At 43.0% G+C, this 24,077-nt stretch carries 22 protein-coding genes; 18 read left to right on the top strand and 4 right to left on the bottom strand.

Annotated elements, in window-relative coordinates; all coding sequences use genetic code 11:
- Both addA and trxA read left to right on the top strand, forming a co-directional pair.
- Positions 1-3,567, top strand: coding sequence for a double-strand break repair helicase AddA (gene addA / locus ACOQOA_RS09335; RefSeq protein WP_420548373.1), 3,567 nt, complete (start codon positions 1-3; stop codon positions 3,565-3,567).
- 55 nt (positions 3,568-3,622) lie between these two features.
- Complete coding sequence (gene trxA / locus ACOQOA_RS09330) at positions 3,623-3,943, top strand: thioredoxin TrxA (protein WP_420548372.1); 321 nt, start codon at positions 3,623-3,625, stop codon at positions 3,941-3,943.
- 80 nt (positions 3,944-4,023) lie between these two features.
- Here trxA and ACOQOA_RS09325 read toward each other — a convergent pair whose 3' ends face one another.
- Entirely contained in the window at positions 4,024-4,485 is a 462-nt protein-coding gene (locus ACOQOA_RS09325) for a methyltransferase family protein (RefSeq protein WP_420548371.1), read from the bottom strand.
- 233 nt (positions 4,486-4,718) lie between these two features.
- On the opposite strand from ACOQOA_RS09325, the gene trpS reads away from it, so the two are divergent.
- Entirely contained in the window at positions 4,719-5,747 is a 1,029-nt protein-coding gene (gene trpS, locus ACOQOA_RS09320) for a tryptophan--tRNA ligase (protein WP_420548370.1), read from the top strand.
- Between the two features lie 473 nt (positions 5,748-6,220).
- On the opposite strand, the gene ACOQOA_RS09315 is transcribed toward trpS, so the two are convergent.
- Complete coding sequence (locus ACOQOA_RS09315) at positions 6,221-7,081, bottom strand: hypothetical protein (protein ID WP_420548369.1); 861 nt, start codon at positions 7,079-7,081, stop codon at positions 6,221-6,223.
- A gap of 196 nt (positions 7,082-7,277) precedes the next feature.
- Between ACOQOA_RS09315 and ACOQOA_RS09310 the strand changes: the two genes are divergently transcribed.
- The 5 genes from ACOQOA_RS09310 to ACOQOA_RS09290 all read left to right on the top strand — a co-directional run bounded on the left by ACOQOA_RS09310 (position 7,278) and on the right by ACOQOA_RS09290 (position 12,484).
- On the top strand, positions 7,278-8,615 hold the full coding sequence (locus ACOQOA_RS09310; protein WP_420548368.1) for an MFS transporter: 1,338 nt from the start codon (positions 7,278-7,280) through the stop codon (positions 8,613-8,615).
- 66 nt (positions 8,616-8,681) lie between these two features.
- Entirely contained in the window at positions 8,682-9,665 is a 984-nt protein-coding gene (locus tag ACOQOA_RS09305) for a DUF2333 family protein (RefSeq protein ID WP_420548367.1), read from the top strand.
- Positions 9,666-9,773: 108 nt separating this feature from the next.
- Positions 9,774-10,307, top strand: coding sequence for a universal stress protein (locus tag ACOQOA_RS09300; protein WP_420548366.1), 534 nt, complete (start codon positions 9,774-9,776; stop codon positions 10,305-10,307).
- Between the two features lie 189 nt (positions 10,308-10,496).
- A complete protein-coding gene (locus ACOQOA_RS09295) occupies positions 10,497-11,072 on the top strand; it encodes a NifU family protein (RefSeq protein WP_420548365.1) in 576 nt (191 codons plus the stop codon).
- A gap of 413 nt (positions 11,073-11,485) precedes the next feature.
- Positions 11,486-12,484 (top strand): glucosaminidase domain-containing protein, encoded by a 999-nt coding sequence (locus tag ACOQOA_RS09290; protein ID WP_420548364.1) that lies wholly within the window; start codon positions 11,486-11,488, stop codon positions 12,482-12,484.
- Between the two features lie 62 nt (positions 12,485-12,546).
- Here ACOQOA_RS09290 and ACOQOA_RS09285 read toward each other — a convergent pair whose 3' ends face one another.
- Positions 12,547-13,491: a polysaccharide deacetylase family protein gene (locus ACOQOA_RS09285; RefSeq protein ID WP_420548363.1), complete on the bottom strand. Its 945-nt coding sequence runs from the start codon at positions 13,489-13,491 to the stop codon at positions 12,547-12,549.
- 271 nt (positions 13,492-13,762) lie between these two features.
- Here ACOQOA_RS09285 and tsaB point away from each other — a divergent pair, with 271 nt between their 5' ends.
- The 10 genes from tsaB to lnt all read left to right on the top strand — a co-directional run bounded on the left by tsaB (position 13,763) and on the right by lnt (position 23,050).
- Positions 13,763-14,485 carry a tRNA (adenosine(37)-N6)-threonylcarbamoyltransferase complex dimerization subunit type 1 TsaB gene (gene tsaB / locus ACOQOA_RS09280; protein ID WP_420548362.1) on the top strand — a complete coding sequence of 241 codons (723 nt, stop codon included), beginning with the start codon at positions 13,763-13,765 and terminating at the stop codon, positions 14,483-14,485.
- Positions 14,485-14,952, top strand: a complete 468-nt coding sequence (rimI, locus tag ACOQOA_RS09275) for a ribosomal protein S18-alanine N-acetyltransferase (RefSeq protein WP_420548361.1) — start codon at positions 14,485-14,487, stop codon at positions 14,950-14,952. Before tsaB ends, rimI begins: the two co-directional genes overlap by 1 nt.
- Positions 14,953-15,102: 150 nt before the next feature.
- A complete protein-coding gene (locus tag ACOQOA_RS09270; RefSeq protein WP_420548360.1) occupies positions 15,103-15,516 on the top strand; it encodes a MucR family transcriptional regulator in 414 nt (137 codons plus the stop codon).
- Between the two features lie 82 nt (positions 15,517-15,598).
- Positions 15,599-16,045, top strand: a complete 447-nt coding sequence (locus ACOQOA_RS09265; protein WP_420548359.1) for a Fur family transcriptional regulator — start codon at positions 15,599-15,601, stop codon at positions 16,043-16,045.
- A 154-nt stretch (positions 16,046-16,199) separates the two neighbouring features.
- Positions 16,200-17,030, top strand: a complete 831-nt coding sequence (locus tag ACOQOA_RS09260; protein ID WP_420548358.1) for a GNAT family N-acetyltransferase — start codon at positions 16,200-16,202, stop codon at positions 17,028-17,030.
- A gap of 481 nt (positions 17,031-17,511) precedes the next feature.
- On the top strand, positions 17,512-18,936 hold the full coding sequence (gene miaB, locus ACOQOA_RS09255) for a tRNA (N6-isopentenyl adenosine(37)-C2)-methylthiotransferase MiaB (protein WP_420548357.1): 1,425 nt from the start codon (positions 17,512-17,514) through the stop codon (positions 18,934-18,936).
- Positions 18,933-19,943 (top strand): PhoH family protein, encoded by a 1,011-nt coding sequence (locus ACOQOA_RS09250; RefSeq protein ID WP_155153519.1) that lies wholly within the window; start codon positions 18,933-18,935, stop codon positions 19,941-19,943. The genes miaB and ACOQOA_RS09250 overlap by 4 nt, the downstream gene beginning before the upstream one ends.
- A gap of 18 nt (positions 19,944-19,961) precedes the next feature.
- Positions 19,962-20,489, top strand: a complete 528-nt coding sequence (gene ybeY / locus ACOQOA_RS09245) for an rRNA maturation RNase YbeY (protein ID WP_420548356.1) — start codon at positions 19,962-19,964, stop codon at positions 20,487-20,489.
- Positions 20,490-20,517: 28 nt separating this feature from the next.
- On the top strand, positions 20,518-21,468 hold the full coding sequence (locus tag ACOQOA_RS09240) for a hemolysin family protein (RefSeq protein WP_420548355.1): 951 nt from the start codon (positions 20,518-20,520) through the stop codon (positions 21,466-21,468).
- A 22-nt stretch (positions 21,469-21,490) separates the two neighbouring features.
- Positions 21,491-23,050, top strand: a complete 1,560-nt coding sequence (gene lnt / locus ACOQOA_RS09235; protein ID WP_420548354.1) for an apolipoprotein N-acyltransferase — start codon at positions 21,491-21,493, stop codon at positions 23,048-23,050.
- Between the two features lie 9 nt (positions 23,051-23,059).
- On the opposite strand, the gene ACOQOA_RS09230 is transcribed toward lnt, so the two are convergent.
- Complete coding sequence (locus tag ACOQOA_RS09230) at positions 23,060-23,992, bottom strand: helix-turn-helix domain-containing protein (RefSeq protein ID WP_420548353.1); 933 nt, start codon at positions 23,990-23,992, stop codon at positions 23,060-23,062.
- Between the last annotated feature and the right edge of the window lie 85 nt (positions 23,993-24,077).

Below are 24,077 nucleotides of genomic sequence, written 5' to 3'. Positions count from 1 at the left end.
ATGTCTGATGCTGTATCTCATACTCCCATTGATCCAAACATCCTGCAACGTCGTGCATCCAATCCGTTTAATTCAGTTTGGGTGTCGGCAAGTGCCGGAAGTGGTAAGACCAAGGTTCTAACAGATCGCGTATTATCTTTGTTATTAATGCGCGCCTGGCCTGAAAAAATTCTATGTATCACCTTTACCAAGGCCGCAGCAGCGGAGATGTCCAACCGGGTGAATGAAAAGCTTGGTGAATGGGCAACCATGGAAGAAGAAAAGCTGTTTAAGGAATTGCATCAACTGATGGGGATAGCCCCCAATCAGGATGATATGCAGCTTGCCCGACAGTTATTTGCCCGTGTTCTTGATACACCGGGGGGGCTCAAGATTTTAACGGTCCATAGTTTCTGTCAGTCCTTACTTGGTCGTTTCCCATTGGAAGCAGGTGTGTCGCCTAATTTCCAAATTCTGGATGATCGGTCTGCCAATGAAATGTTAATGCGCGCCCAGGATACTATTTTGCGCGCCGCGGATCAGGCAGGTGTTTTACAATCAGCACTGAAAGTTGTTACCCGCCATAGTAATGAAGAAAGCTTTGCCCAATTGATGCGTGGGTTGATCTATGAGCGTGGCCGCCTCAAACGGTTATTGGATCAACGTCCTGATGAAAGTCCCCTAGATTGCCTTAATAGAGTTGAGGGTGAGCTTTTTGATTTACTAGATGCTGTGCGTGGGGTGAGCGAAGAAGACGTGATTAAGGAGGCTTGTAAAGAAGGGGCCTTTGATCGCAACGCATTACGTGATGCTATGACACATCTGCAGGGAGGCACAAAAACGGATCAGTCTTCCGCAGAAAAATTGGCATCTTGGCTTGAGGCTGACGAAGCTGGACGTGTGGTTGGGTATGAAAGCTATCGATCTATATTCTTAACCCAGAAACTTGACCCTAAAGCGAATGTCATGACTAAGAAACGGGGTGAAGATCGTCCTGACATTTTAGATGTGATGTTAAATGAGCAAGATCGTATCATTCGTGTGCAAGATCGCATCGCACGCCAAGTAACGGCAACCGCGTCGGCGGGCGTGTTGCGTTTGGGCGAAGCTATGTTACGGGCTTATGAGACCGAAAAACAGGCACGTGATCTTCTGGATTTTGACGATCTGATCTTAAAATCTGTAAACCTGCTGACTAAGGAAGATGGTGCGGCTGCTTGGGTCATGTTTAAACTGGATGGTGGTTTGGATCATGTCTTGATTGATGAGGCACAAGACACCAACCCGGAACAATGGCAGGTAGTAGAAACCTTAACCCGTGAATTTTTCACAGGGGAAGGGCAATATAATACCCGTCCTGAAAAATTTGAGCGTGATGTATTTAGAACCATCTTTGCCGTCGGGGATGAGAAACAATCCATCTTTAGTTTCCAACGTGCTGATCCACGTGAATTTAATCGTATGCAAGGCGTGTTTGCTGATCTTGTAAAAGAGGTTGGGCAGGATTGGGATATGGTTCCGATGGATACCAGTTTCCGGTCCACCAATGCGGTTTTAAAAACGGTGGATGCTGTCTTTGAAAATCCGGTCGCACGGGATGGGGTGGTGCCGTTGGAACGTGAAATCCACCATAATGCTTTCCGCCAAGGCCATGGGGGACGTGTGGAAATATGGCCTGTGGTGCAAGCAGATCGTACGGTTGATCCTGATCCGTGGTTGTTACCAACGGAAACCGAACGGGATGCCAGTCCAAAACAAAGATTGGCGGATGCGTTGGCAAATCAAGTAGCTAGTTGGATTGGACATGAAGACCTGCCAGCCAAGGCCCGAAAAGTGCGCGCTGGGGATATTATGGTTTTGGTGCGTCGCCGTGATGCCTTTGTAGATTTATTGGTGCGTGCCCTAAAACGTAAAAACATTCCCGTGGCAGGTGTGGACCGGATGATCCTGTCAGAACAGATTGTAGTGATGGATTTGATGGTGTTAGCGCAATTCCTGATCATGCCGGATGATGATTTATCGCTTGCGACTTTGTTAAAGACACCACTTTTGGGTCTTAATGATGATGATTTGTTTAAACTGGCCCATAAACGAGGGAGCCGATCCCTGTGGTTTAATTTACGGGAAGTTGGACGAGATCATCCACGTTTTGGGCCAGTGGTAAATTGGCTTTCCGATTTATTGGCCCGTACGGATTTTATCCGTCCTTTTGAGTTATTTTCAAGCATTTTGGCCCGTCCTTGTCCCGCATTGGATAAAAAAGAAGATCGTAGTTTAACTGGGCGTGAAGCTATGGTGGCAAGATTGGGTCGGGAAGTAGAAGACCCGCTGGAAGAATTTCTTGCTATGGCCTTGAGTTACGAACAAGGGAATGCGCCGTCCTTACAAGGCTTTTTACACTGGTTCCATGCAGGTCAATCCGAAGTTAAGCGTGACTTGGAAGCAGGTGTTAGGGATGAAGTAAAAATTATGACGGTACATGGATCAAAAGGTCTTCAGGCGCCGATCGTGATTATGCCGGATACAACATCTGTCCCAATGATGCGTGATAAAATGTATTGGGTGAAAGAGGGGGAGAAACAATTCCCTGTCTGGACCCCAAGCGGGCATTATCAGGAAGCTATAGGTGAAAAGGCCAAGGCTGATTTAAAGAAAGCCCAAAATCAGGAATATCGTCGATTGCTTTATGTGGCCTTAACCCGTGCAGAGGATCGCTTATTGGTATGTGGCTCGGCCGGGACCAATGGGGCATCGGCGGATTGTTGGCATGAATTGATTGAACAGGGCCTAAGCAAGATTGGAACAGAGGTGGATTTTGCTGCCCCTATCGACAGTATGGATAGCTGGACCGGGAAAGCCTGGATATATGAGGAAGCGCATACTGCTGAAATCATTCAAAAAGAAGAAGAAATCGTTGCCGAAAAGGCGCAAGAAGAAATGCCGTATTGGATGCGTGTAGCGCCGGGGGCAGAACCTATGCCACCGCGTCCCTTGATTCCATCTGCGGCAACAGTGGAGGTTGCCAATCCGCCTGTGCGTTCACCGCGACAAGTGAAGGCGCAGAAATATTATAAACGTGGTCGATTGGTGCATCGCCTGCTTCAAAGTTTACCAGATTTACCTTTGGCAAAACGGCGGGATGCTGCTTTAAAATTCTTGGCTCAACCTGCTCATGGCATTGATGAGGCCTATCAACTTGAATTGGCAGATGAAGTCATGGCGGTAATGGAAAAGCCTGAATTTGCTTCTCTTTTTGGGCCTGATAGTCGCGCGGAAGTCCCTGTGGTGGGATTGATTGAAGGGGATAAAACACAATTGGTTTCAGGTCAGATTGACCGTTTGATCGTTTCAGGCACAGAAGTTTTTATCGTAGATTACAAAACCCTGCGACCAAGCCCGATGGATCCGGCAGATGTTCCAGAAGCCTATTTAAAACAAATGGCTAGCTACCGTGCGGTGTTAGATAAAATCTATCCCGACCATGATATTCGATGTGCACTTTTATGGACAGATGGGCCAAGAATTATGGAATTGGACAAAGGACAACTTGACCTGTTTTCACCCACTCCCTACATTAGGAAAAAGTAGAAACCATAATCCGTCTACATGTCGGATGATTGAAGACATTTTAAGGAGCAAAGAAATGTCCACTGTAAATGTAACAGACGACGAATTCGAAAGTGCTGTTCTTGATGCTGACCAACCAGTTGTAGTTGATTACTGGGCTGAATGGTGTGGCCCTTGTAAGATGATTGGCCCGGCTTTGGAAGAAATTGCTTCTGACATGCAAGGCGAAGTTAAGATTGCAAAGATCAACATTGATGAAAACCCAGATACACCATCCAAATTCGGTGTGCGTGGTATTCCAACATTGATGATGTTCAAAGACGGCGAAGTTGTTGCTACAAAAGTTGGTGCATTGCCAAAAACACAATTGGAAGAGTGGATTAACTCTAACAAATAATATGCATCGCATATGATTGTGTTTCGCTTTTGAAGCTTACGAATTTGAAAAGGGTCGCGTTCTAGCGGCCCTTTTCTGTTTTAAATCCAACGACGCGTATGTGTCATGTAAACAAGATAATCTTCACCGAATTTATCTAGTAAAATACGCTCTTCAGGCCGTATTTGGAAAAAATGTAAATACATTACAAGCAGGATTGGATGCATTAAGGTAATAAAATTCCCGGCAAAAATCACAGCCGCACAGATAATGATCACCAATCCAAGATACATGGGATTTCGACTATATTTAAAAATGCCATTTGTGACGAGGCTTTGTGCCAGTTCCGGTTTCCTTGGATTTACAGCAGTTTTGACTTTACGAAATTCGATAGAAGCCGTAATTCCCAAGGCTAATCCAATTAAACCAATTATCACGGCAATATAGGATTGATAAGGAAAGCTAAAAATAGTGTCTGGATACAAATAGGCAACCAATCCCAGATGTATAAGAAAGACCAAAGCCACCAATGGGGGCGGGAATTTAAGCTGTAACCATGTCATCTATTTCGCCAATTCATTCCGGTTTTAATGTTACATATATACCACAATTTGTTGGAAAATATAGTTATTTGGAATTCCCCTTGACCGATAGGGGGCAGGTCGTCATAACCGTGGGCGTTGCTTTCTTGTAAGCAAATTTTAATCGGGAACATTCTGTTCCTTTTTCTGTGAAACCCTTCGGGCGTCCAAAACCTTTGAGTGGGGCTGTTTGCAGCAATGCGGCAGTTTTATAAATGACAAAAGACTATTCTGATAAATTACCAACAAACCGTATTTTTTCTGGTGTGCAACCGACAGGTAACCTGCATTTAGGAAACTATCTAGGGGCTATTCGTAACTGGGTGCGTATGCAACAGGATTACGAATGTGTTTTCTGTGTCGTTGATATGCACGCGATAACCACATGGCAAGATCCATCGGCTTTGCGTAAATCCATCCGCGAAGTGACCGCAAGCTTTATTGCATCTGGTATTGATGTGAAAAAATCCGCATTGTTTAATCAATCCCGCAATCCGAACCATGCAGAATTGGCGTGGGTGTTTAACTGTGTTGCGCGTATGGGTTGGTTGAACCGTATGACCCAGTTTAAGGAAAAAGCAGGCAAGAACCGTGAAAATGCCTCTACAGGTTTGTTTTCTTATCCAAATCTGATGGCGGCTGATATCTTGGCTTACAAGGCAACCCATGTACCTGTTGGTGAAGATCAGAAACAGCATCTTGAACTGACCCGTGATATTGCAAATAAGTTTAATAATGACTGGGATGTGCCGAATTTCTTCCCGGAACCAGAACCTGTGATTTTGGGTCAAGCTGCACGTGTGATGTCGTTGCGTGATGGGTCCAAAAAAATGTCTAAATCGGATCAATCTGACTACAGTCGTATCAACCTGACAGATGATCGTGATGCGATTGCCTTGAAATTACGTAAAGCCAAAACTGATCCAGAACCATTACCGACAGAAATGGATGGCTTGGAAGACCGCGCAGAGGCTCGTAACCTGGTGGGTATCTATGCAGCCCTTCAAGATATGACATCTGAACAGGCATTGGCAGAAGTTGGTGGTAAATCCTTCAAGGATTTCAAAGAAATTCTGACCGAACTGGCGGTAGAAGTTCTAGGTCCAATTGGCGAAGAAATGCAACGCCTGTTGAATGATGAAGCCTATATTGATTCCGTCTTGAAAGATGGTGCAGAACGCGCACAGGCAATTACGCAACCAATCATTGATGATGTTTATGATATTGTAGGATTACTTCGTTAAACGAAATCCTATTGATCCGTCGAATAAAAGCCCTGTTGGTGAAGACCTGCAGGGTTTTTTATTGGATAGAAAATTAAGTTTAGACTGATGCGCAACGATTGTCTCTCATACGCTGAATTCCTGATTCAAATAGACGATTACGTGATAATAACCATTAGGTTTCCAGATAACAGTATCCAAACAAAAAACGACAATAATACATACAGACCCTGCTTCCATTTTTTTTGGCAAAAAAATGTTATAGATAAACCAAAAAGTACAAGGCTTCCGATAAAAATCCCAAAAGAGCTATCTGCATAAAAATCTTTATCAAACATAAATTGATTCAAAATTGAGAATTTATTAAAGGCAAATAGGAAAATGCATAAGATATTTGCGATATGAATAGAAATTAAAATTTTATTTTTCATTTTAGCGCTTTCATATTTTGTACATCACTATGAGGTAAATACCTCATAGTGATACGTTATTCTTTATTTCCTTCGAGGCGTTCCCCAAAGCTCATACGGTATAACATCGGTGCCGAGATGCCCAAAAAACCGTGCTGTCCTCTCTACAGCACCAACATCTTCGGTATAAGGCGGATAATACACATAATTATATGTACCCTTAATGGAAGGATCAGTAATCTTTTTTCCTGTATCACCGTTAAAAACCACTTCCCGACCGTCAGGATGGCCGTATTTATCTTCAGGTTTTCCTTTCTTGTCTTGGTGATAAATACTTTCACCCTGTGAGTATTTTTTAAATCCCCATGTTTTTGCTTGTGCTGGACTGTTAGGTAACGGGCGATTTAATTTTTCTCGATCTTCATAATGCCAACGTGTAGGTGCTTTTTGGGCGTCCACCAAGCCGTTCTCTATATCATCGATAGACTCATTGAATAAGTTTTCAGCACGATTACGAATGTAATTATTATAGTCCGCGAAGGCTGGCAGGCCGCTTTCGGGGTTGATTTGTTCTTTGCCGGATCCGACGGTGTAGATGGGGAGATCTTCGCCCAGTGTTTGCGAGATCAGAGCCATAACCTCTTCTGTTTGGGCGGAAAGAGGCAGAACAATTTCGCCCGGTGTAAGATGCGCGATATATGTATCTCTTTTATTCGTTAAACCATTTAGGCCCAAGATATTGGCCATTTGTCCCTGACGGGCTTCAGGTAAGTCTTTAAGTTTAGAGGCTTCTGATTCACTCTGTTTCGGGGAATCATAGAGGTCTTCAAACCCTTTGGTAACAGCCTTTACGATAGCTGGGTCACGGTCACGCCAATAGGACGGGTTCTTCATTAGTTTCTTTAAGCGCGCCAATTCACGCGCTTCAACATCGGTTGAAACCATATAATATTCCTTCATTTGGGTTGATTTATTGAGAACATATAGTAAATAAATATATTTTTGTCAATATATTTACTTTTTGTTCTATTTAATAGTGAGCTGATGTTTCAGGATTCAGACTTATAGCTGTGCCTAATATTCCTCAATTAAGTCATTGCCTATTTTTTTAAATGAGCGGAAACTGGCTTAGATATTTGAATTGCTTGAAAGTTTCGATGCGATGTTGTCTATCATCCGCCCCGTTATTGCCCTTCTGTTAAGTTTTGGGCTTTTGATTACCGCAAATGGTATGTTCAATACATTGCTTGGTTTGCGTAGCCGACTGGAAGGGTTCAGTACGGAAACGACTGGTATTATCATGGCTGGCAGTTTCCTTGGGATGTTGATTGGGGCTGTTTACGCCATCAGGATTATCAGTGCCGTTGGGCATATTCGCGCCTTTGCTGCTTTAGCGTCTATTATGTCGGTGGCAGTATTAAGTCACGTATTATGGATTGATGCGGTTTTCTGGTTTATCTTGCGCTTGATGGCAGGTTTCTGCCTGTCCGGTATGACCATGATTGTGGAAAGCTGGTTAAACGGGAATTCGGAAAATTCCAACCGCGGACAGATCATGGCTATGTATATGATCACCAACTATTTGGGATTTGGTATCGGACAATTTCTGATTTTGCTGGATGATCCAAAAAATACAGAATTATTTATTATTGCTTCCATCATTTTGTCTCTGGCACTTGTACCGATCCTGTTAACGAGATCAAAAGCGCCACCACCGCAGCCTGCGATCCGTTTATCTATGCCAAAACTGTTCAAGATTTCCCCCCTTGGCTTGATTGGTGTCTGTACAGCAGGATTAATGAATGCGGCTGTGAATGGCATGGGGGCTGTCTTTGGTAAGGAAATGGGGTTGGAGCTATCAGATATTTCCACCTTGATGGCCTGTTTCGTATTAGGGGCGATGGTAATGCAATATCCTGTCGGGCGCTTGTCGGATAGATTTGATCGTCGTGCCGTGATTATTGTTGTGGCAGCGGCCACCTTTGGCATGTCCACCATCATGGTCAGTTTTGCTGAAAATGCCGGAATTGCGCTTTTTGCTATGGCAGCGGTTTATGGAGGAATTGCCTATACAGTTTATCCTTTATCAGCTGCCCAGCTTAATGATATGGCAGATTCAAATATGCGAGTGCAGGTGGCGGCTGGCGTTATGGTTGCTTATGGTATTGGCGCCTCAATTGGTCCAATTGCTGCTGGTCAGATTATGGGGTTATTTGGACCAATAGGTTTATTCTACTATACGGCAACTGTTGCGGTTACATTAGCGTGCTTCACGGCTTTACGTATGTTGGTGCGTGTCAGAACTGAAAATAATATCAAACGTAAATCGGTCTTTATGCCAATTTCCGGCACTAGCTTTGGCGGTAAGCAATTGTATAACGCCGCTTTGGATAGTGTGATGCGGGAAAAGCGCAAGAAACATCAAAATGAAAAAGCAGCAGGTTCGGAAGAATTGAAACAGAAAACATCTTCTTCTTAGTGCTTTCATCAATATCGATGCATTAGAGACTTGAAAGATAAAGCGATCTTACTTATTTCCTAATGTATGATGAATATTTGGCAAAATATCAAAGACTGGTGGGTTGATTTTCAACCACTCACGTCTCTTCGTGACCGACTAAGTGGTGATAAGAAATTACTTAAATCGATTGGTATCGGGATTGTTCTGGTGATCGGGCTTTATTATCCGATTGGCATGATGATCGTGCATAAGGTAGATGATAATCTAGGTTACACACCGATCCTCAATCCCGGAGAATCCGAAGCTGTAGCAAATGCAGCAGGCTTGATGCGTCGTGAAATTGAAGATTATCGATGGACAGCGATGGATCCATTTTTTATGCCCGGCGCAGCTTTAGATAATATGCCAAATTTCCAAAAAGGTATGGTTTCGGCTATTAGTCGCTTCGCGATTGAAATGTCGGATCAAATTGGCCGTGTACGTGGATCATCACAGGTGGATGAGGATTTGGATAAAGCGGCGGGCTTGTTTAAATATAAACCTGATGTCTGGGTTTATGATATTTCAGAAAGTTGGTTGCCACAAAGATCTTCTGCGCAACAATATATGTTAGCTGTTAGATCGTTTGAAAATTATAATCGACGTCTTGCCGCTGGCGAGGCGATTTTTGAACGCCGTGGGGATAACCTGCTTGCGACAATAGATCGTATAACGGCGGATTTAGGATCTGCATCTGCCGTGATTGATAGTACTATTCAAGATTTATCGGCCTTTTCTTTTGATACCGATGATGTGTTTTACCGCACCAAAGGGCGTCTTTATGCCTATTATTTCATTCTCAAGGGTTTAAAAACCGATTATGCGAATGTGATTGAAGAGCGGAAACTTACCAAGGCCTGGGATCAGATGCTCTTATCCTTGCAAGAAGCAGCAAGTATGGACCCGTTACTGGTGACAAATGCAGCGCCGGATAGTTTTATCATGCCTAGCCATTTGGCAGGGCAGGGTTTCTATTTGCTTCGTGCTAGAACTCAACTTCGTGAAATTTCTAATGTTCTTTTGAAATAGTTTCTTGGTTCTTTTTTCTTTGATCGGAAAAAAATTGCTGATAAACTTCTAAGTAGCAAAAAATATAAAAGGCTTTGAAATAAAATATTTAGCCTGAGGGAGAGTGTTATGTCAGATGAGACGGGTGCCTCGGTAGACATAGGGGATTTCCATGCAAGAAAGGAATTTCAAGCCCGACCTAGGGTTTTCCTGGTTCTTGTGGATGATAGTGCAGAAATGCCAAAAGCCCTTCGATTTGCCAGTCTTCGTGCCAAACATACAGGTGGTATGGTTGCTTTACTGCATGTGCAGGATAATGCGGAATTCCACCATTGGTTAGGCGTGGAAGCCTTGATGAAAGAAGAAGCGCGTGAAGAAGCGGAAGCTTTATTGCAAAAACTTTCAGAAACTGTGAATGATTTATGCGGTAGCTATCCGATTATCTATATGCGCGAAGGGGATAGAGCTAATCAGCTGTTTGATTTATTGGAAGAAGATGAAACCATTTCGATTGTTGTTTTGGCAACAAGCGCTGAGAAAGCGTCAAATGACCATGTGATTAATCACCTAACTGGTAAAGGACGCGCTAGGATGCGTACACCATTTACGATTGTGCCGGGGAATTTATCGGATGAAGAAATCGATGCGTTGACAGTGAGTTAGGTTATTTTGACGCAATTGTTTCCATAAGCTCACGACAATATATCACAAGTTAAAATGCGGTTTTCCTTGAAATTGAACCGCATAAGCCCTATTTACTGCTCAAGCGAAATGATAGTCTGCCAACCCTAAGGGAAATTATTCCCAAATGATTGGATTGGCGACAGAAGATGGAATTTAAGGAATTTCTCGATGTTCATTCAAACAGAGCAAACCCCCAACCCTGCAACGTTGAAATTTATACCGGGCCGCGTGGTTTTAGAACAAGGCACAGCGGACTTTACGTCTTTGGAGGCAGCTACTGAAAAATCTCCATTGGCGGAGCGCCTTTTTGGTGTTGAAGGTGTGGTTGGTGTCTTTTTCGGACATGATTTTGTGACAGTCACAAAAGAAGACGAAAAAGAATGGTATGTGATGAAGCCATCTATTTTGGGCGTAATTATGGAACATTTCACAACCGAACAGCCTGTTATGGCGGGTTCAGCCGTTGTTGAAGAATCAGATCATGCAGAAACCCCTGCGGGTGATGGTGAAAATGATCAAGTTATCGCCCAAATCAAAGAGTTATTGGATACGCGCGTCCGTCCAGCTGTTGCCCAAGATGGTGGTGATATCGTTTTTCATGGATTTGAAGAAGGTGTGGTTTATTTGTCCATGCGTGGCGCTTGCGCCGGATGTCCAAGTTCGACCGCTACCTTAAAAATGGGTATTGAGAATATGTTACGCCATTATATTCCGGAAGTGGTTGAAGTTCGACCAGCCGGTTAAGCATTTTTTCCAAAAATTTGATCAAATTCCTGATGCTGTCAGTTGATAGGTTCTTATTCCTGTTGTTAGGCAAAGAGTCCTGTAGACGGCATGATCTTTTATGGCTAAAATTGCTAATATAAGAGAAGAGATAAGCAGATTAGATGTAGAAACTATATACTTTATGTGGTATATGATCTGTTAATAATACATAGATATTGAATAAATTGACCTTGAGAGGGTCTGTTTCTTTTGTAAATGCTGTCGTTTTTGAAATCCAAGGGAAGGTATATTCTTGATGGAATTCAAAGGTAAAACAGTAGTCGGGTGGGAGCATTATTTAGTCAAAATAATGTCCGTGGGATTGAAGTTATAAAGGATGCGTTTGCATCTTTTAATATCATGAAACCCATCTGCAATTTGTGTATAGAACCATGAGTATGAACCTGAATACGACGGGTCGAAAATCCGGTGAGTTAACACCAGCTGATCTTTTTCAAGCGGTAAAGCGTTCCTGGATTTTTACAGTGATTGTTGGATTTGGTGTGGGCTTGGCCGTTGTTGGCCTCTTGCAACCTGATGCTCCTTTACCGGCTGTGACCAGTACAATTGAGGTAAAAGAGGCGGCGCAAAAGCCACAAAAACTTGCGACGCATACGGTTGAGAAATTACAGAAAAAATTTCAACAGATCGGCTATAGTATCGATAAGTTGGAAACAAATGGTTACACCGTACCGCGTATTTGGCCGGATGCTGTCCCAGATGATATGGATAGCATTCAAGTGGTGCAGGACCGTAAAGCCTTATTCATGAAAATGATGTTGCCATTGGTATTGCTTTCCAATGAACGTATTGAGCGTGATCGTGCACGTTTATTGTCTATTGCAGATAAACAGGCAAAAGGTGAGGTGATTGCGAAAGCTGACCAGAACTGGCTCGAAAATATCGCGAAAAGCTATCGTCTAGACGAAGTTGATATGGCTGAATTGATTAAGCGCGTTGATGTGGTGCCGGTTTCTTTGGCGATGGCGCAAGCCGCGATTGAAAGTGGTTGGGGTACATCTCGTTTTGCCCGTCAAGGTAATGCTTTATTTGGTCAGTGGACTTGGGGCGATGAAGGTATTGTGCCAGATGGTCGTGAAGAAGGTAAAACCCATAAAATCAAATCTTTTGAATCACCTTTAGATTCTGTTGTGGCCTATGTACATAATCTGAATACAAATCGCGCCTATCGTGAATTACGTAATTTGCGCGCTGATTTACGTAAACAAGGTATTGATGCAACCGGGCTGGATTTGACTATGGGATTGCAGCGTTACTCTGAAAAAGGCATGGAATATGTTTATCTGTTGCAAAATATCATTAATAGCAATCAGATGGCACGTTTTGATGGCGCACAATTAGGTGATACAAAACTGGCAAGTTTGAATTAAGTTTTTTTGCGGTTTGATCTATAAAGAAGCCCATAAGAGTAAATTTCTTATGGGCTTTATTTTTATTTCGTAAAGAATTGCATCCCATACCAATACCAACGATTGTCACCTGCAGGTAATGTACAATTGACGCGGGTACGGCCTTTTTGGAATTTCTCATCAAAGCGTAATTCTATACGGCGGCTGCCAATGCGCTGCATATCTTCAATCTTACCAACTTGAGAATGATAACAAGCTAATTCATTTGCACGTTTTAGATCAGCAGGCAGCGTAAATCCAATATGGGGCGGGTTGTTTTCTGATTTTGGACCAGTTGCATAAAGCAATGGATCCATTGGTAAATAATCTGTAGCAGGCAAACCTACTGCATTGATGGACATCTTAAATCGATCAAATTCACCGTAACGTTCATTTACAGGAAAACGTGGTAGGTAAAATTGGTTATGCATCGGTGTCATTGCACCTGAATGTTGTCCAAAAGCGGCTTTATAACCAAGTTCCTGAACGTAGTTCATTATTTCTTTACTGGTTTCGCCGTAAGGGTAGGCAAATAGAGTTGGCGTTTTACCCAATTCTTCAGCAATGCGTGCATGATCTTCCTCGATCTCTGCAAAAGCTTGCTTTGTTGATAAAAGGGGTAAATGGGAATGATTAAGGCTATGTCCTTGAATATCTGCCCCTTCGGCCGCCATTTGGCGAATTTGATCCCAAGTCATATAGTCAAACTGACCTTGGTCAACAGGCCCAGCGGACATGAATAAAGTCACTGGTAAGCCTGCTTCTTTAAACATAGGCCAGCCCACATTAAAGACTGAAACAAATGCATCATCAATTGTGATAGCCACACTGCGATTAGGAAGCTTTTCACCTTTTTGTAACGCTGCCATCATATCATCTAGGCGCATTACGTTATATTTGCCGGAAGTCAGTTCCTGTATATGTTCTTTTAATTGCTCTACACGGATATTCGTCGATGGGTAATCATTCTCACCAAATCGATGATACATGATCGCAACCCCTGAATGATTGAATTCAGCGGCAAAAGAGGATGTTGAAAAAAGACCTAATAAAAAGGTGCAAAGAAGGAAAAATTTAGACTTCATGGTTGGCTCAAAAATGTTTTATGTTGCAACGCAACTATATTGCCTGAATTTTCAGGAATTGTGAATAGAAAAAATCTTATAGAATCAAGCCATTATAGGCTCTCTTGTATCCTTGGGGCAAATACGTATTCTTAACGGGTTCGATTTTTAGACTTTATAGACAGGATTATTCATTGTGACTTTGCTCTTGGCTCTCGATAGTGCATGTGCCTCATGTTCCGCTGCTGTTTGGCAGGATGATGAGATTTTAGCACATAAGTTTGAAGATATGCCACGGGGTCAATCAGAGAATCTAATGCCCTTTGTGGCGAAGGTGATGACCCAATCTAGCACGAATTTTTCCGATTTGGATGTGTTGGCCGTCACAGTTGGGCCTGGTGCTTTTACTGGTATTCGCATTTGTCTATCAGCCGCGCGTGGATTAGCTCTTGCGATCAAGAAACCGTTAGTAGGTGTAACAACGATGGAAGCATTGCTTGCTGCGCAAGACTTATCGAGTTTTGAGGGGGTTCTTGTAGCTGTGGTTATCGAAACCAAACGTATGGATTACTATATCCAATTCTTTGATCGCAATGGAATGCCTTTGGGAGAGCCAGAGGCGCTTTTGGCATCTTCTATCGCACAAAAGTTTGAAACTCTGTCCAATGGAAAACAGATTTTTCTTTGTGGTGATGGTGTCGAAAGATTAGTGCGGGAATCAGTTGTGGCGGATTTCGAATTTGAACTGGGATCTAAGAATAGCCAACCTGATGCTGGTATCTTTGGTCAGGTTGCTATGAGTAAATACAACTCTATGGGAAAGGCAGCTTTTGAAATTGCGCCCGCACCCCTATATCTACGTCCGCCGGATGCAACGCCACCTAAGCCAAAATTCCTGTTTAAAACTGCTGGTCGCTAATGCCTCAATCTCCATATCAATTAAATGTGTTGCAAAAGACTGATCTCAAAGAAGCAGCGAATGTATATAGTCATGCCTTCGTTGAACCATGGGGGGAAGCCGCCTTACTGGACTTATTGCGCATGAAGGGCGCCTTTGGATATCGCGTGATTGATAATGCGTCAAAGAAGCTGGTGGCGTTTGTTCTAGCACGTAGTCTATTTGAAGAAGGAGAAATATTGACCATTGCTGTTGACCCGCTGGCACAAGGAAAAGGTCTCGCTTTTACTTTAATGCAAGCGGCGGAGGCTCAGTCGAAAGCGCAAGGGGCTGAAAAAATGTTTCTGGAAGTCGCAGCTGATAACAAAGGAGCCCAAAGGCTATATAAAAAACTTGGATATGAAGAGCTCTCCCGTCGAAAAGGGTATTACAAACGCGCAGGTGGCATACGTGTTGATGCCTATAATTTGTGGAAGAAATTACAATAAAAATTATGTGACAAAAGATATCCACAAGTAATTGTGAAAGTTAAGGTGGTCTTTAGTTGGAATTTCTGCAAATCTAGATTAGTATTATTGCAATAAAGAATTGATTACTTATATGATCAGAAGATCAAACTTTCTTACATAGGGTATGAAATGACAGAAAATACGCCAAAACTGGATGCTTCTGATAGCTTGTTAGAGTTGACTTCTGAAATTGTGGCTGCACATGTATCTAACAATTCTGTGAATGCGGAAGAGTTACCTGGCTTGATCGAACAAGTTTATTCTACCCTAGCCAATGTAGGGTCAGGTGGGGATACGATTGATGATGATCAACCCATTCCTGCTGTGCCCATTAAGAAATCAATTACACCGGATTATATTATTTGTCTGGAAGATGGAAAAAAGCTTAAAATGTTGAAGCGTCATCTGAAAACAGCGTATGATATGACCCCGGAAGAATATAAAGAACGTTGGGGGCTGCCAGCTGATTATCCGATGGTTGCACCTAACTATGCTAAACAACGATCCAAGTTGGCGAAAAAAATTGGATTAGGAACTCGATAGTCTTTTTAACCCGGTCTTGAAAATATCCGAACAAAGAGTAGTCTGACGCAAAAAATTTTATATAGAAATGGATGATTTAAGAATGTCTGAAGTTAATACCACAGTTGATCCGCAACGTGTCGAGCGTCTTTGCCAGGAAAAAGGCTTGAAGATGACAGAGCAACGCCGTGTAATTGCACGTGTGCTGTCTGAATCTGTTGACCATCCGGATGTTGAATTATTGTATCAACGTGCTGTTGAGATTGATGACGGCATCTCTATTGCGACAGTTTATCGGACTGTTCGTTTGTTGGAAGAAGCGAATATTCTAACAAAGCATGAATTTGGTGACGGTCGTGCCCGTTATGAGGAAGTATCAGAAGATCATCACGATCATTTGATTAACGTCGAGACGGGAGAGGTGATAGAGTTTCATAATGAAGCCATTGAGAAGTTACAAGAAGAGGTGGCCCGACAGCTAGGCTTCAAGCTGGTGGATCACCGTCTCGAATTATATGGCGTGCCGCTAGATAGTAAAAAAGCACGCTAATTTCGGGGCAAAATCGGGATTGCGGAGTGGAATTTGGTCGATTTTAACCAAACCGTTATATTTTTGCCACATAACGAAAACAAAATGGGCATAAATCTTTCTTTAAAGAAGGGAACGCAACAACACGGAGCGCTCCCGGGATGGAGGAAGATTTATGGCTATTCTAGATGCAGACTTTCAGTATATGCCTGAAGGTCATACTTTTGCAGATGTTTCCGGCTTTGAGCCAATCCGAATGGGGAATTTAGAAATCTCCATTACTGAAGATCCGGAAGTTATCTATGCCGCCCAACAATTACGTTATGAAGTTTTTTATGAAGAAGGGAATGCAACGCCATCCTCTTCGGCTAAAATCATGCGTTTGGATCGTGACAGATTTGATGCCGTCGCAGAACATCTTGTGGTGATCGATCATGATCATGCAGAAGGTGAAAAAGTCGTTGGGACATATCGTTTGTTGCGTAAAACACATGCGAATAAATTGGGTGGATTTTACACCTCCCATGAATATGACATTGGCGCGCTTGTTGGTACCGGGAAAAATTTATTGGAATTAGGTCGCTCCTGTGTCCACAGAGATTATCGTAATAAAAAGGTAATGGATTTATTGTGGCGTGGCTTGGCGGAATATGTATTGCAATATGATATTGATTTCATGTTTGGTTGCGCAAGCTTCCAAGGTGTTGAGATCGATATGTATCGTGAAACATTGTCCTATCTGCATCATTTCCATATGGCGCGTCTGGAAATTCGCCCTCGTGCATTGCCAAATCAGTATGTGCCGATGAATTGGATGCCAATGGAAGAAATTGATCCAAAACGTGCTATTAAGGCTGCACCGCCTTTGATTAAAGGTTACTTACGTGCGGGTGCTGTCGTTGGTGATGGTGCTGTGGTTGATCAGCAATTCGATACAACAGATATTTGTATCATTGTTGAGACGGAGCGCATGTCAAATCGATATAAGAAGCATTATATTAAATAGTCATGATGATGGGCATGTTTCTCATGTCTTTATTCTTGGTGAAAAAAGCGAATTAAGGTAAGCTTAATGCAAGTTCAGCTTTTTGGGTTGGACTTGCGTAAAATCTAATAGATGTACTTTTTTATCTTGTTGATTTTAAATGATATTATGGTTTTTGAGCCGTTTTGTAGATTTGGGAGAGTCCTCTGGAAGCAAAGTTTTTCCAAATTATCTCTAGCCTCTGGTGCAGTCTTTGTTTGACTTTGCCCCCTAAAAGGCCGTATGGCAAGGCATTGAAAATGTCAGCGCGCCTTTTGAGCCGCCGAAATAAACGGTTTTACCGACTTTCGATACAATTAAAAACGATACTTTCTGCCTATATTGCGGGAGATGTTTTTTATTCGAGGTTTTTTATTCCTCAAGACGTGCAGCTGACAAAGTTTAAACACCATCGACCTGTGTTGGGGTCACTGATTTTGTCAGAGCCTGAGGAACAGCTGTTATGACTGCGCAAATAGACATGAACCAGACTGAAGCAACAAAGAAGAATAACAAAAAACTATTCATTAAGACCTATGGGTGTCAGATGAATGTGTATGATAGTCAGCGTATGGCTGAAGTATTGTCCCCTGTAGGCTATGAATTATCTCAAACTATTGATGATGCCGATATGGTGATCATGAATACATGTCATATCCGTGAAAAAGCGTCAGAAAAAGTTTATTCTGAAATTGGTCGTATCCGTAAGCATCAGGAAAAAAAAGCAGCTGATGGCGGACGTATGTTACTTGCCGTAGCTGGCTGTGTGGCGCAGGCTGAAGGCGAAGAAATTATGAGCCGCGCGCCGGAAGTTGATATGGTATTCGGCCCACAAACCTATCATCGTCTACCTGAAATGGTTGCCAAGGCATCGCGCGCAGCAGGGCAAAAGATTCTGGATACAGATTTTCCACCGGAAGATAAGTTTGATCATCTACCGGATGAAACCCAATCTGAAGGCGTAACAGCGTTTTTAACCATTCAAGAAGGATGTGATAAATTCTGTACCTTCTGTGTGGTCCCTTACACACGTGGGGCTGAATCTTCCCGTAACGTAACATCAATCGTGGCGGAGGCGAAACGTCTGGTGGCCAGCGGTGCACGTGAAATCACCCTATTGGGTCAAAATGTAAACGCTTTCCATGGTCAAGGCAGTGATGGTAGTGAATGGGGATTAGGCCGCCTGGTACGTCATCTGGCTGACAAAGTAGATGGATTGGACCGCATTCGTTATACCACAAGCCACCCACGTGATATGGATGATGATTTGATTGCGGCACATGGAGAATTACCTCATTTGATGCCTTACTTGCATTTACCTGTTCAGTCGGGCGCAGACAATATGTTGGCGGCGATGAACCGTAAACATACGGCCAAAGAATATATGGAACTGGTTGAGAAATTATTCAAAGCTCGTCCTGATTTGGCTTTGTCTTCTGATTTCATTGTTGGTTTCCCTGGGGAAACTAAACAAGATCATGCCGATACAATTCGTTTAGTATCAGAAGTTGGATTTGGGGCAGGTGCATTCTCATTCAAATATTCCGAACGCCCAGGCACACCAGCTGCGGCATCTGAAATGCAAGTGGCTGAAGAAGTGAAAGACGAACGTTTGGCAGGGTTGCAGCAATTGTTGAATGCGCAACAACAAGCCTTTAATGAATCCATGGCTGGTAAAACAATTCCGGTTCTATTTGAAAAGCCGGGACGTGAAGATGGTCAAATGATGGGACGTTCCCCATATTTGCAACCTGTCCATATTCAAGGGCCGGAGAGCCTGGTTGGACAAATTATCGATTGTAAGATTGATCATGTGAAAGGCCACAGTTTATTTGGTGAAGCTGTTGAGCCTTTCGTTGAAAGTGAACAGGAAAGGGCGATCGCTTGAGCAAAGTAAATTCATCCGGGACCAACGGATCGGGGCAAGAAGCCCCAAGTGCTGAATATCTTGAATTTGAAGATAACAAATTATTGCCGGAACTCTACGGTGAGCATGACAAACATCTGGTGCAAATTGAAAAAGCATTAGGTATTTCGCTAGTAAATCGAGGAAACCAGCTGGCGGTATCAGGTCCACAGGATGCAATTGAAGTTGCAGTTTCTGCCCTTGAATCCCTATATCGACGTATTGAATCTGGTCAGCCGATTGAAAAAGCGGATGTGACAGCAGCAATTCGTATGATTGATGAGCCGAAAAACCTGTTTGGCGAACAGGAAACCATGATCCGCACACCAAAAAAACAATTGGTTGCGCGGACACCGACCCAAGCACATTACATCAATGGTATGACCCATAACGATTTGAGTTTTGGATTAGGGCCTGCGGGAACTGGTAAAACCTATATTGCGGTTTGTAAGGCGGTTTCCATGTTGATGGCGGGTAAGGTTGATAAGATTATCCTGTCACGCCCGGCTGTAGAAGCGGGTGAAAATCTTGGTTTCCTACCGGGGGATATGAAAGAAAAAGTTGATCCCTATATGCGCCCAATTTACGATGCCCTTTATGATACTTTGCCGGGGGATCAGGTAAATCGAAAGATTGAAATGGGGATTATTGAAATCGCCCCCTTGGCTTTCATGCGTGGACGTACATTGAAACATTCCTTTGTTTTGTTGGATGAGGGACAGAATGCGACACCTGTGCAGATGAAAATGTTCCTGACCCGTCTTGGTGAAGGCAGTCGCATGGTAATTACAGGTGACTTATCGCAGGTGGATTTACCACGCGGCCAGAAATCTGGTTTGCGAGACGCTGTTGAAACCTTGCAGGGCATTAAGGGGATTTCATTTACCCGTTTCTCAGAAGAAGATGTGGTGCGTCATCCATTAGTGTCCAAAATTGTTAAGGCCTATGACAATCGTCTACGCATCGATCATCCACCACAGGAAGATTAAAGCGAGAATGTGGCGTTAATGTCTGAACTTGATATTGATATTATTAGGAATGCTGATCATTGGCCTCAGTCGATTGATAGGATTGTGCTAAGAGCAGCAGAATATGTCTGGGAAAATGCACCTGAAGGGGCCGCACAAGATCGCATGGGGGAGTTGGCAATTACCCTTTCTGATAATGACCAGGTGCAAGTTTTGAACCTAGATTGGCGTGGTAAAGATAAGCCAACCAATGTTTTATCTTTTGCCGCCGAAGAAGGTGATGAGTTTGATTTAGATGATATGCCACCCGAAATGGTTGCAGAAATGCCACGACTTCTGGGTGATATTATCTTGGCATATGAAACGGTCTTGCAAGAAGCTGAGACGCAAGGCAAACTTTTTGAACATCATTTGACACATTTGGTGATGCATGGGGTTTTACATCTTCTTGGCTATGACCATATAGAAGAAAATGAAGCAGAAGAAATGGAAGCATTGGAGACGGCTTATCTGGCTGAATTCGATATTTCCGATCCATATATAGAAGGTTTTGAAGCCCCCGAATAATCGGGTGTAACCTAAGACGAAGGAAAAGATGACTGATAAATCGGCATCGGCATTAGACGACGAAGACGCGTCGAGATATTCTAGCCAACCTAGCCAGCAACCAAAAAAAGCTGGTGTGAAATCTGTTTTAAAAGGCCTGTTTAGTCGTAATGGAGATTCCCATCTACGGGATACATTCGAAGAAATTCTTGATGAGATCGACGATCAAGATATGCCAGAAACCAGTCTTGGGGCTGGCGCTAAAGAAATCCTTGAAAATATTATTAAAGCAGGGGATGCCACCGCGGAAGACGTGATGGTCCCAAGAGCTGATATTGATTCAATCGAAGATAATACACCGCTTTTGGATGTGATTTCCATGATGGTGGAAATGCCACATTCCCGCTATCCAATTTATCATGATACACCAGACCATGTGATTGGTATGGTCCATATCAAAGATGTATTGCGCGTTCTGAAAGAAAGATCAGAAACGGGTAAGATGGATACGGATTTCTCCTTATCTTCTATCCGACGTGAAGTTATGTTCGTTGCCCCGTCTATCCGCGTTTTAGATTTATTGGTTGAGATGCGGGAAAGTCGCCGTCATATGGCTTTGATTGTGGATGAATATGGCGGTGTTGACGGTCTGATTACAATTGAAGATTTGGTGGAAGAAATTGTTGGTGACATCGTGGATGAACATGATGAAGAAGACACTCCGCAATTAACTTTAATGCCGGATGGGAGTTATCGCGTGGAAGCGCGCTTTGAAATCGAAGATTTTGAGGAAAAGATCGGTAAATTCCTTAATGATGAGGAACGGGATGAAGATATCGACACTATGGGTGGCTTTATCTTCAACTTGCTTGGTCGTGTGCCGACCCGAGGCGAATTGGTACATCATCCGGAATCTGGCCTGGAATTTGAAATAACGGATGCAGACCCGCGTCGTATTAAGAGAATGCGTATTCGGGGTACGGAAAATCTGACCAAATAGTTCAAATATAGGGTTGGGGAAGATGCATAAATTCATGACCATATTGGGTGGCCTACAGCTAGCATCCATCAAAAAGAAAATATTGCTTGGGATCATTGCCGGTGCGGTGATGGTATTGGCATTGCCACCTTATTACATCTATCCAATTCTATTTGCTGCTTTTCCTATTTCTGCGTGGTTGGTGGCGGCAGCTAGAACCAAAAAGCAAGCCTTCTGGACAGGCTGGGCGGTTGGATTTGGGTATCTCGTTTTCGGTCTATATTGGATTAGCCATGCTTTGATCATCTTTTCTGATGATTTCTGGTGGATGGTGCCCTTTGCAGCGGTTGGTTTGCCAGCTTTCCTTGCAATTTACACAGGTTTGGCAGGTTTATCTGTTTATTGGTTGAAATCTGTACCCGCCCGCATTTTAGGATGGGGGGCGGCTTGGCTGGTGGCTGAATGGTTACGTGGTACGATGCTGACAGGATTGCCATGGAACCTGATTGGTCAAAGTTGGGGTATGCTGAATGAGATGACCCAGCTTGCCGCCTATATTGGGATTTATGGGTTAAGCTTATTGGTTGTTGTGGCAGCGACTGCGTTTGCTTTGATCCCATTTAGTGCGCCAAGGGTTCAGAAAGTTTTCGTTGCAGTTGCCATCTTGATACCTTTGGGATCGTATGGATTTGGGGCTTATCGATTAAATACAGCAGAAGATGTAAATGCCAGCGAAGCCTTTGGCATGCGCATGGTTCAATCTGGTATTCCACAAAAAGAAAAATGGGATCGTAAATATAGCCGACGCAACTTTGATCTTCATTTAAGTCTATCCATAAAAGATAGACCGGATTGGGTTCGTACGATTATTTGGCCGGAAACAGCAGCAGCTTTTATGTTGGCTGAAGATAAACTGGCGCTAGATACAATCGGTTTATTGTTACCGCCTGACGGGGTTTTATTGACAGGGGCACCACGTCGTGAATTTGTCTCAGAAGATATCGATCCTCAAGGCGTGAAACTATACAACTCTATGCTGGCGGTTGATAAAACAGGTCAGGTCTCTGAAGTTTATGATAAGGCGCATTTGGTACCTTTCGGCGAATATGTCCCATTGAAGGATATTCTGCCGATAGATAAAATTACACAAGGGGCTGTTGATTATTCACCTGGGCCTGGTCCTAGAAGTTTAAATATTAATGGTCTTCCAATGGTAGGACCTTTGATCTGTTACGAAGTCATTTTCCCGACGCAGGTGGTGAACGAAATACAGCCACCAGAATGGTTGTTAAACTTAACAAATGATGCATGGTATGGTCGTACATCTGGTCCTTATCAACATTTGGAAATTACCAGATTACGTGCGATTGAAGAAGGCGTCCCTGTTATTCGCTCTGCTAATACGGGTATTTCTGCGGTGATCGATCCTTATGGTCGGATACTGCAATCTATTCCCCTAGAAGAAAGTGGGGTTGTAGATTTCTACCTTCCTAGTGCCATAAGCGAAAAGACAGTATTTCATATGATTGGGAATAGTATCTTTGGCGGATTACTCGCAATATGGATTTTACTTCTGATCTTTATGCAAAGACGGAAAACTTAAATCTCCACATTAATGGATAGAATTTTGATTGCGAAATTCTTTCGGACTAACGCCGACCTTTTTCTTAAACAGACGAGAGAAATATTGCGGATATTCAAATCCCAGTTTATAGGCGACTTCAGAAACAGTTGTATTATTCGCTAGAAGCAAGTCTTTCGCTTCGTCCAATAAATATAGATGGATATGTTCCTGGGCCGCTTTGCCTGTTTCAGCTTTCAGCGTATCACTCAGATAACGCGGAGATACATTCATCTCTGCAGCAATATCTTCGATCTTGGGCATGCCGGATACGGTAAAACGACCATCATCAAAGTAGGATTGGATAGCTGTCTGGAAACGTTCAGAAATTTCGTTCGACATTTCTGCGCGGTTTAAGAATTGACGTTTATAATATCGGTTTGAATATTTAAGTAATGTATCCAGTTGAGACAGGATCAGTTCCTTACTGAATTCATCCGGGTTTCCTTTATATTCATCATGAATATTTTGCATCAGACCACGCATCATCTTTTCTTCTTTTGGGGAAAGATGAAGGGCTTCATTCACAGCATATGAAAAGAAACCATATTTCTTGATGCTTTCACGGATGGGGTGCCCTTTGAAGAAATCTTCGTGGATTGCGATAATAATTGCGTCTCGGCTGACCACGACATTATTGGCCTGCATAACCTGACGAGGGGCAGTGAACATCATGGATCCATTATTGAAATCATATTTGGTGCGTCCATAATAGATTTCACCGGAAATAACGCGTTTAATGGCAATTGTGTAAAAGTCGGATGTATAACTGATGCCACTGGTTGCGCAGGCTGCAACATTTTGGTCTTCACCACCGAACTGATCCACGTGACAGACACCAAAAAATGGATGTTCAGGGCGTTCATGCCCAATAAAATCGGAAAATTCACTGATAGATTTAAAGTGAAGCATTGGTTCTGTCATAATGCACCTGATCGTTTTTGTTTTCTTATCCTATCATATAGGAAGAAAAATAAGAAATGGCAGCCCCTAAGCAGGGAAGAATGGG

Source organism: Curvivirga sp. (genome assembly GCF_965219885.1).
Classification (GTDB): Bacteria; Pseudomonadota; Alphaproteobacteria; order UBA8366; family Aestuariispiraceae; genus Curvivirga.
The sequence above is the reverse complement of the archived record's forward strand: the minus strand, read 5'-3'. Positions and strand labels throughout refer to the sequence as shown.

Coding starts and splice junctions, on each gene's coding strand:
- miaB (WP_420548357.1), top strand. CDS start 17,512: ATGACTGCGCAAATAGACATGAACCAGACTGAAGCAACAAAGAAGAAT.
- ACOQOA_RS09265 (WP_420548359.1), top strand. CDS start 15,599: ATGTCTGAAGTTAATACCACAGTTGATCCGCAACGTGTCGAGCGTCTT.
- ACOQOA_RS09325 (WP_420548371.1), bottom strand. CDS start 4,485: ATGACATGGTTACAGCTTAAATTCCCGCCCCCATTGGTGGCTTTGGTC.
- ACOQOA_RS09305 (WP_420548367.1), top strand. CDS start 8,682: ATGATGAATATTTGGCAAAATATCAAAGACTGGTGGGTTGATTTTCAA.
- ACOQOA_RS09285 (WP_420548363.1), bottom strand. CDS start 13,491: ATGTATCATCGATTTGGTGAGAATGATTACCCATCGACGAATATCCGT.
- ACOQOA_RS09240 (WP_420548355.1), top strand. CDS start 20,518: ATGACTGATAAATCGGCATCGGCATTAGACGACGAAGACGCGTCGAGA.
- addA (WP_420548373.1), top strand. CDS start 1: ATGTCTGATGCTGTATCTCATACTCCCATTGATCCAAACATCCTGCAA.
- lnt (WP_420548354.1), top strand. CDS start 21,491: ATGCATAAATTCATGACCATATTGGGTGGCCTACAGCTAGCATCCATC.
- ACOQOA_RS09300 (WP_420548366.1), top strand. CDS start 9,774: ATGTCAGATGAGACGGGTGCCTCGGTAGACATAGGGGATTTCCATGCA.
- ACOQOA_RS09315 (WP_420548369.1), bottom strand. CDS start 7,081: ATGGTTTCAACCGATGTTGAAGCGCGTGAATTGGCGCGCTTAAAGAAA.
- ACOQOA_RS09290 (WP_420548364.1), top strand. CDS start 11,486: ATGAGTATGAACCTGAATACGACGGGTCGAAAATCCGGTGAGTTAACA.
- trpS (WP_420548370.1), top strand. CDS start 4,719: ATGACAAAAGACTATTCTGATAAATTACCAACAAACCGTATTTTTTCT.
- ACOQOA_RS09230 (WP_420548353.1), bottom strand. CDS start 23,992: ATGACAGAACCAATGCTTCACTTTAAATCTATCAGTGAATTTTCCGAT.
- ACOQOA_RS09295 (WP_420548365.1), top strand. CDS start 10,497: ATGTTCATTCAAACAGAGCAAACCCCCAACCCTGCAACGTTGAAATTT.
- ACOQOA_RS09270 (WP_420548360.1), top strand. CDS start 15,103: ATGACAGAAAATACGCCAAAACTGGATGCTTCTGATAGCTTGTTAGAG.
- ybeY (WP_420548356.1), top strand. CDS start 19,962: ATGTCTGAACTTGATATTGATATTATTAGGAATGCTGATCATTGGCCT.
- ACOQOA_RS09260 (WP_420548358.1), top strand. CDS start 16,200: ATGGCTATTCTAGATGCAGACTTTCAGTATATGCCTGAAGGTCATACT.
- rimI (WP_420548361.1), top strand. CDS start 14,485: ATGCCTCAATCTCCATATCAATTAAATGTGTTGCAAAAGACTGATCTC.
- trxA (WP_420548372.1), top strand. CDS start 3,623: ATGTCCACTGTAAATGTAACAGACGACGAATTCGAAAGTGCTGTTCTT.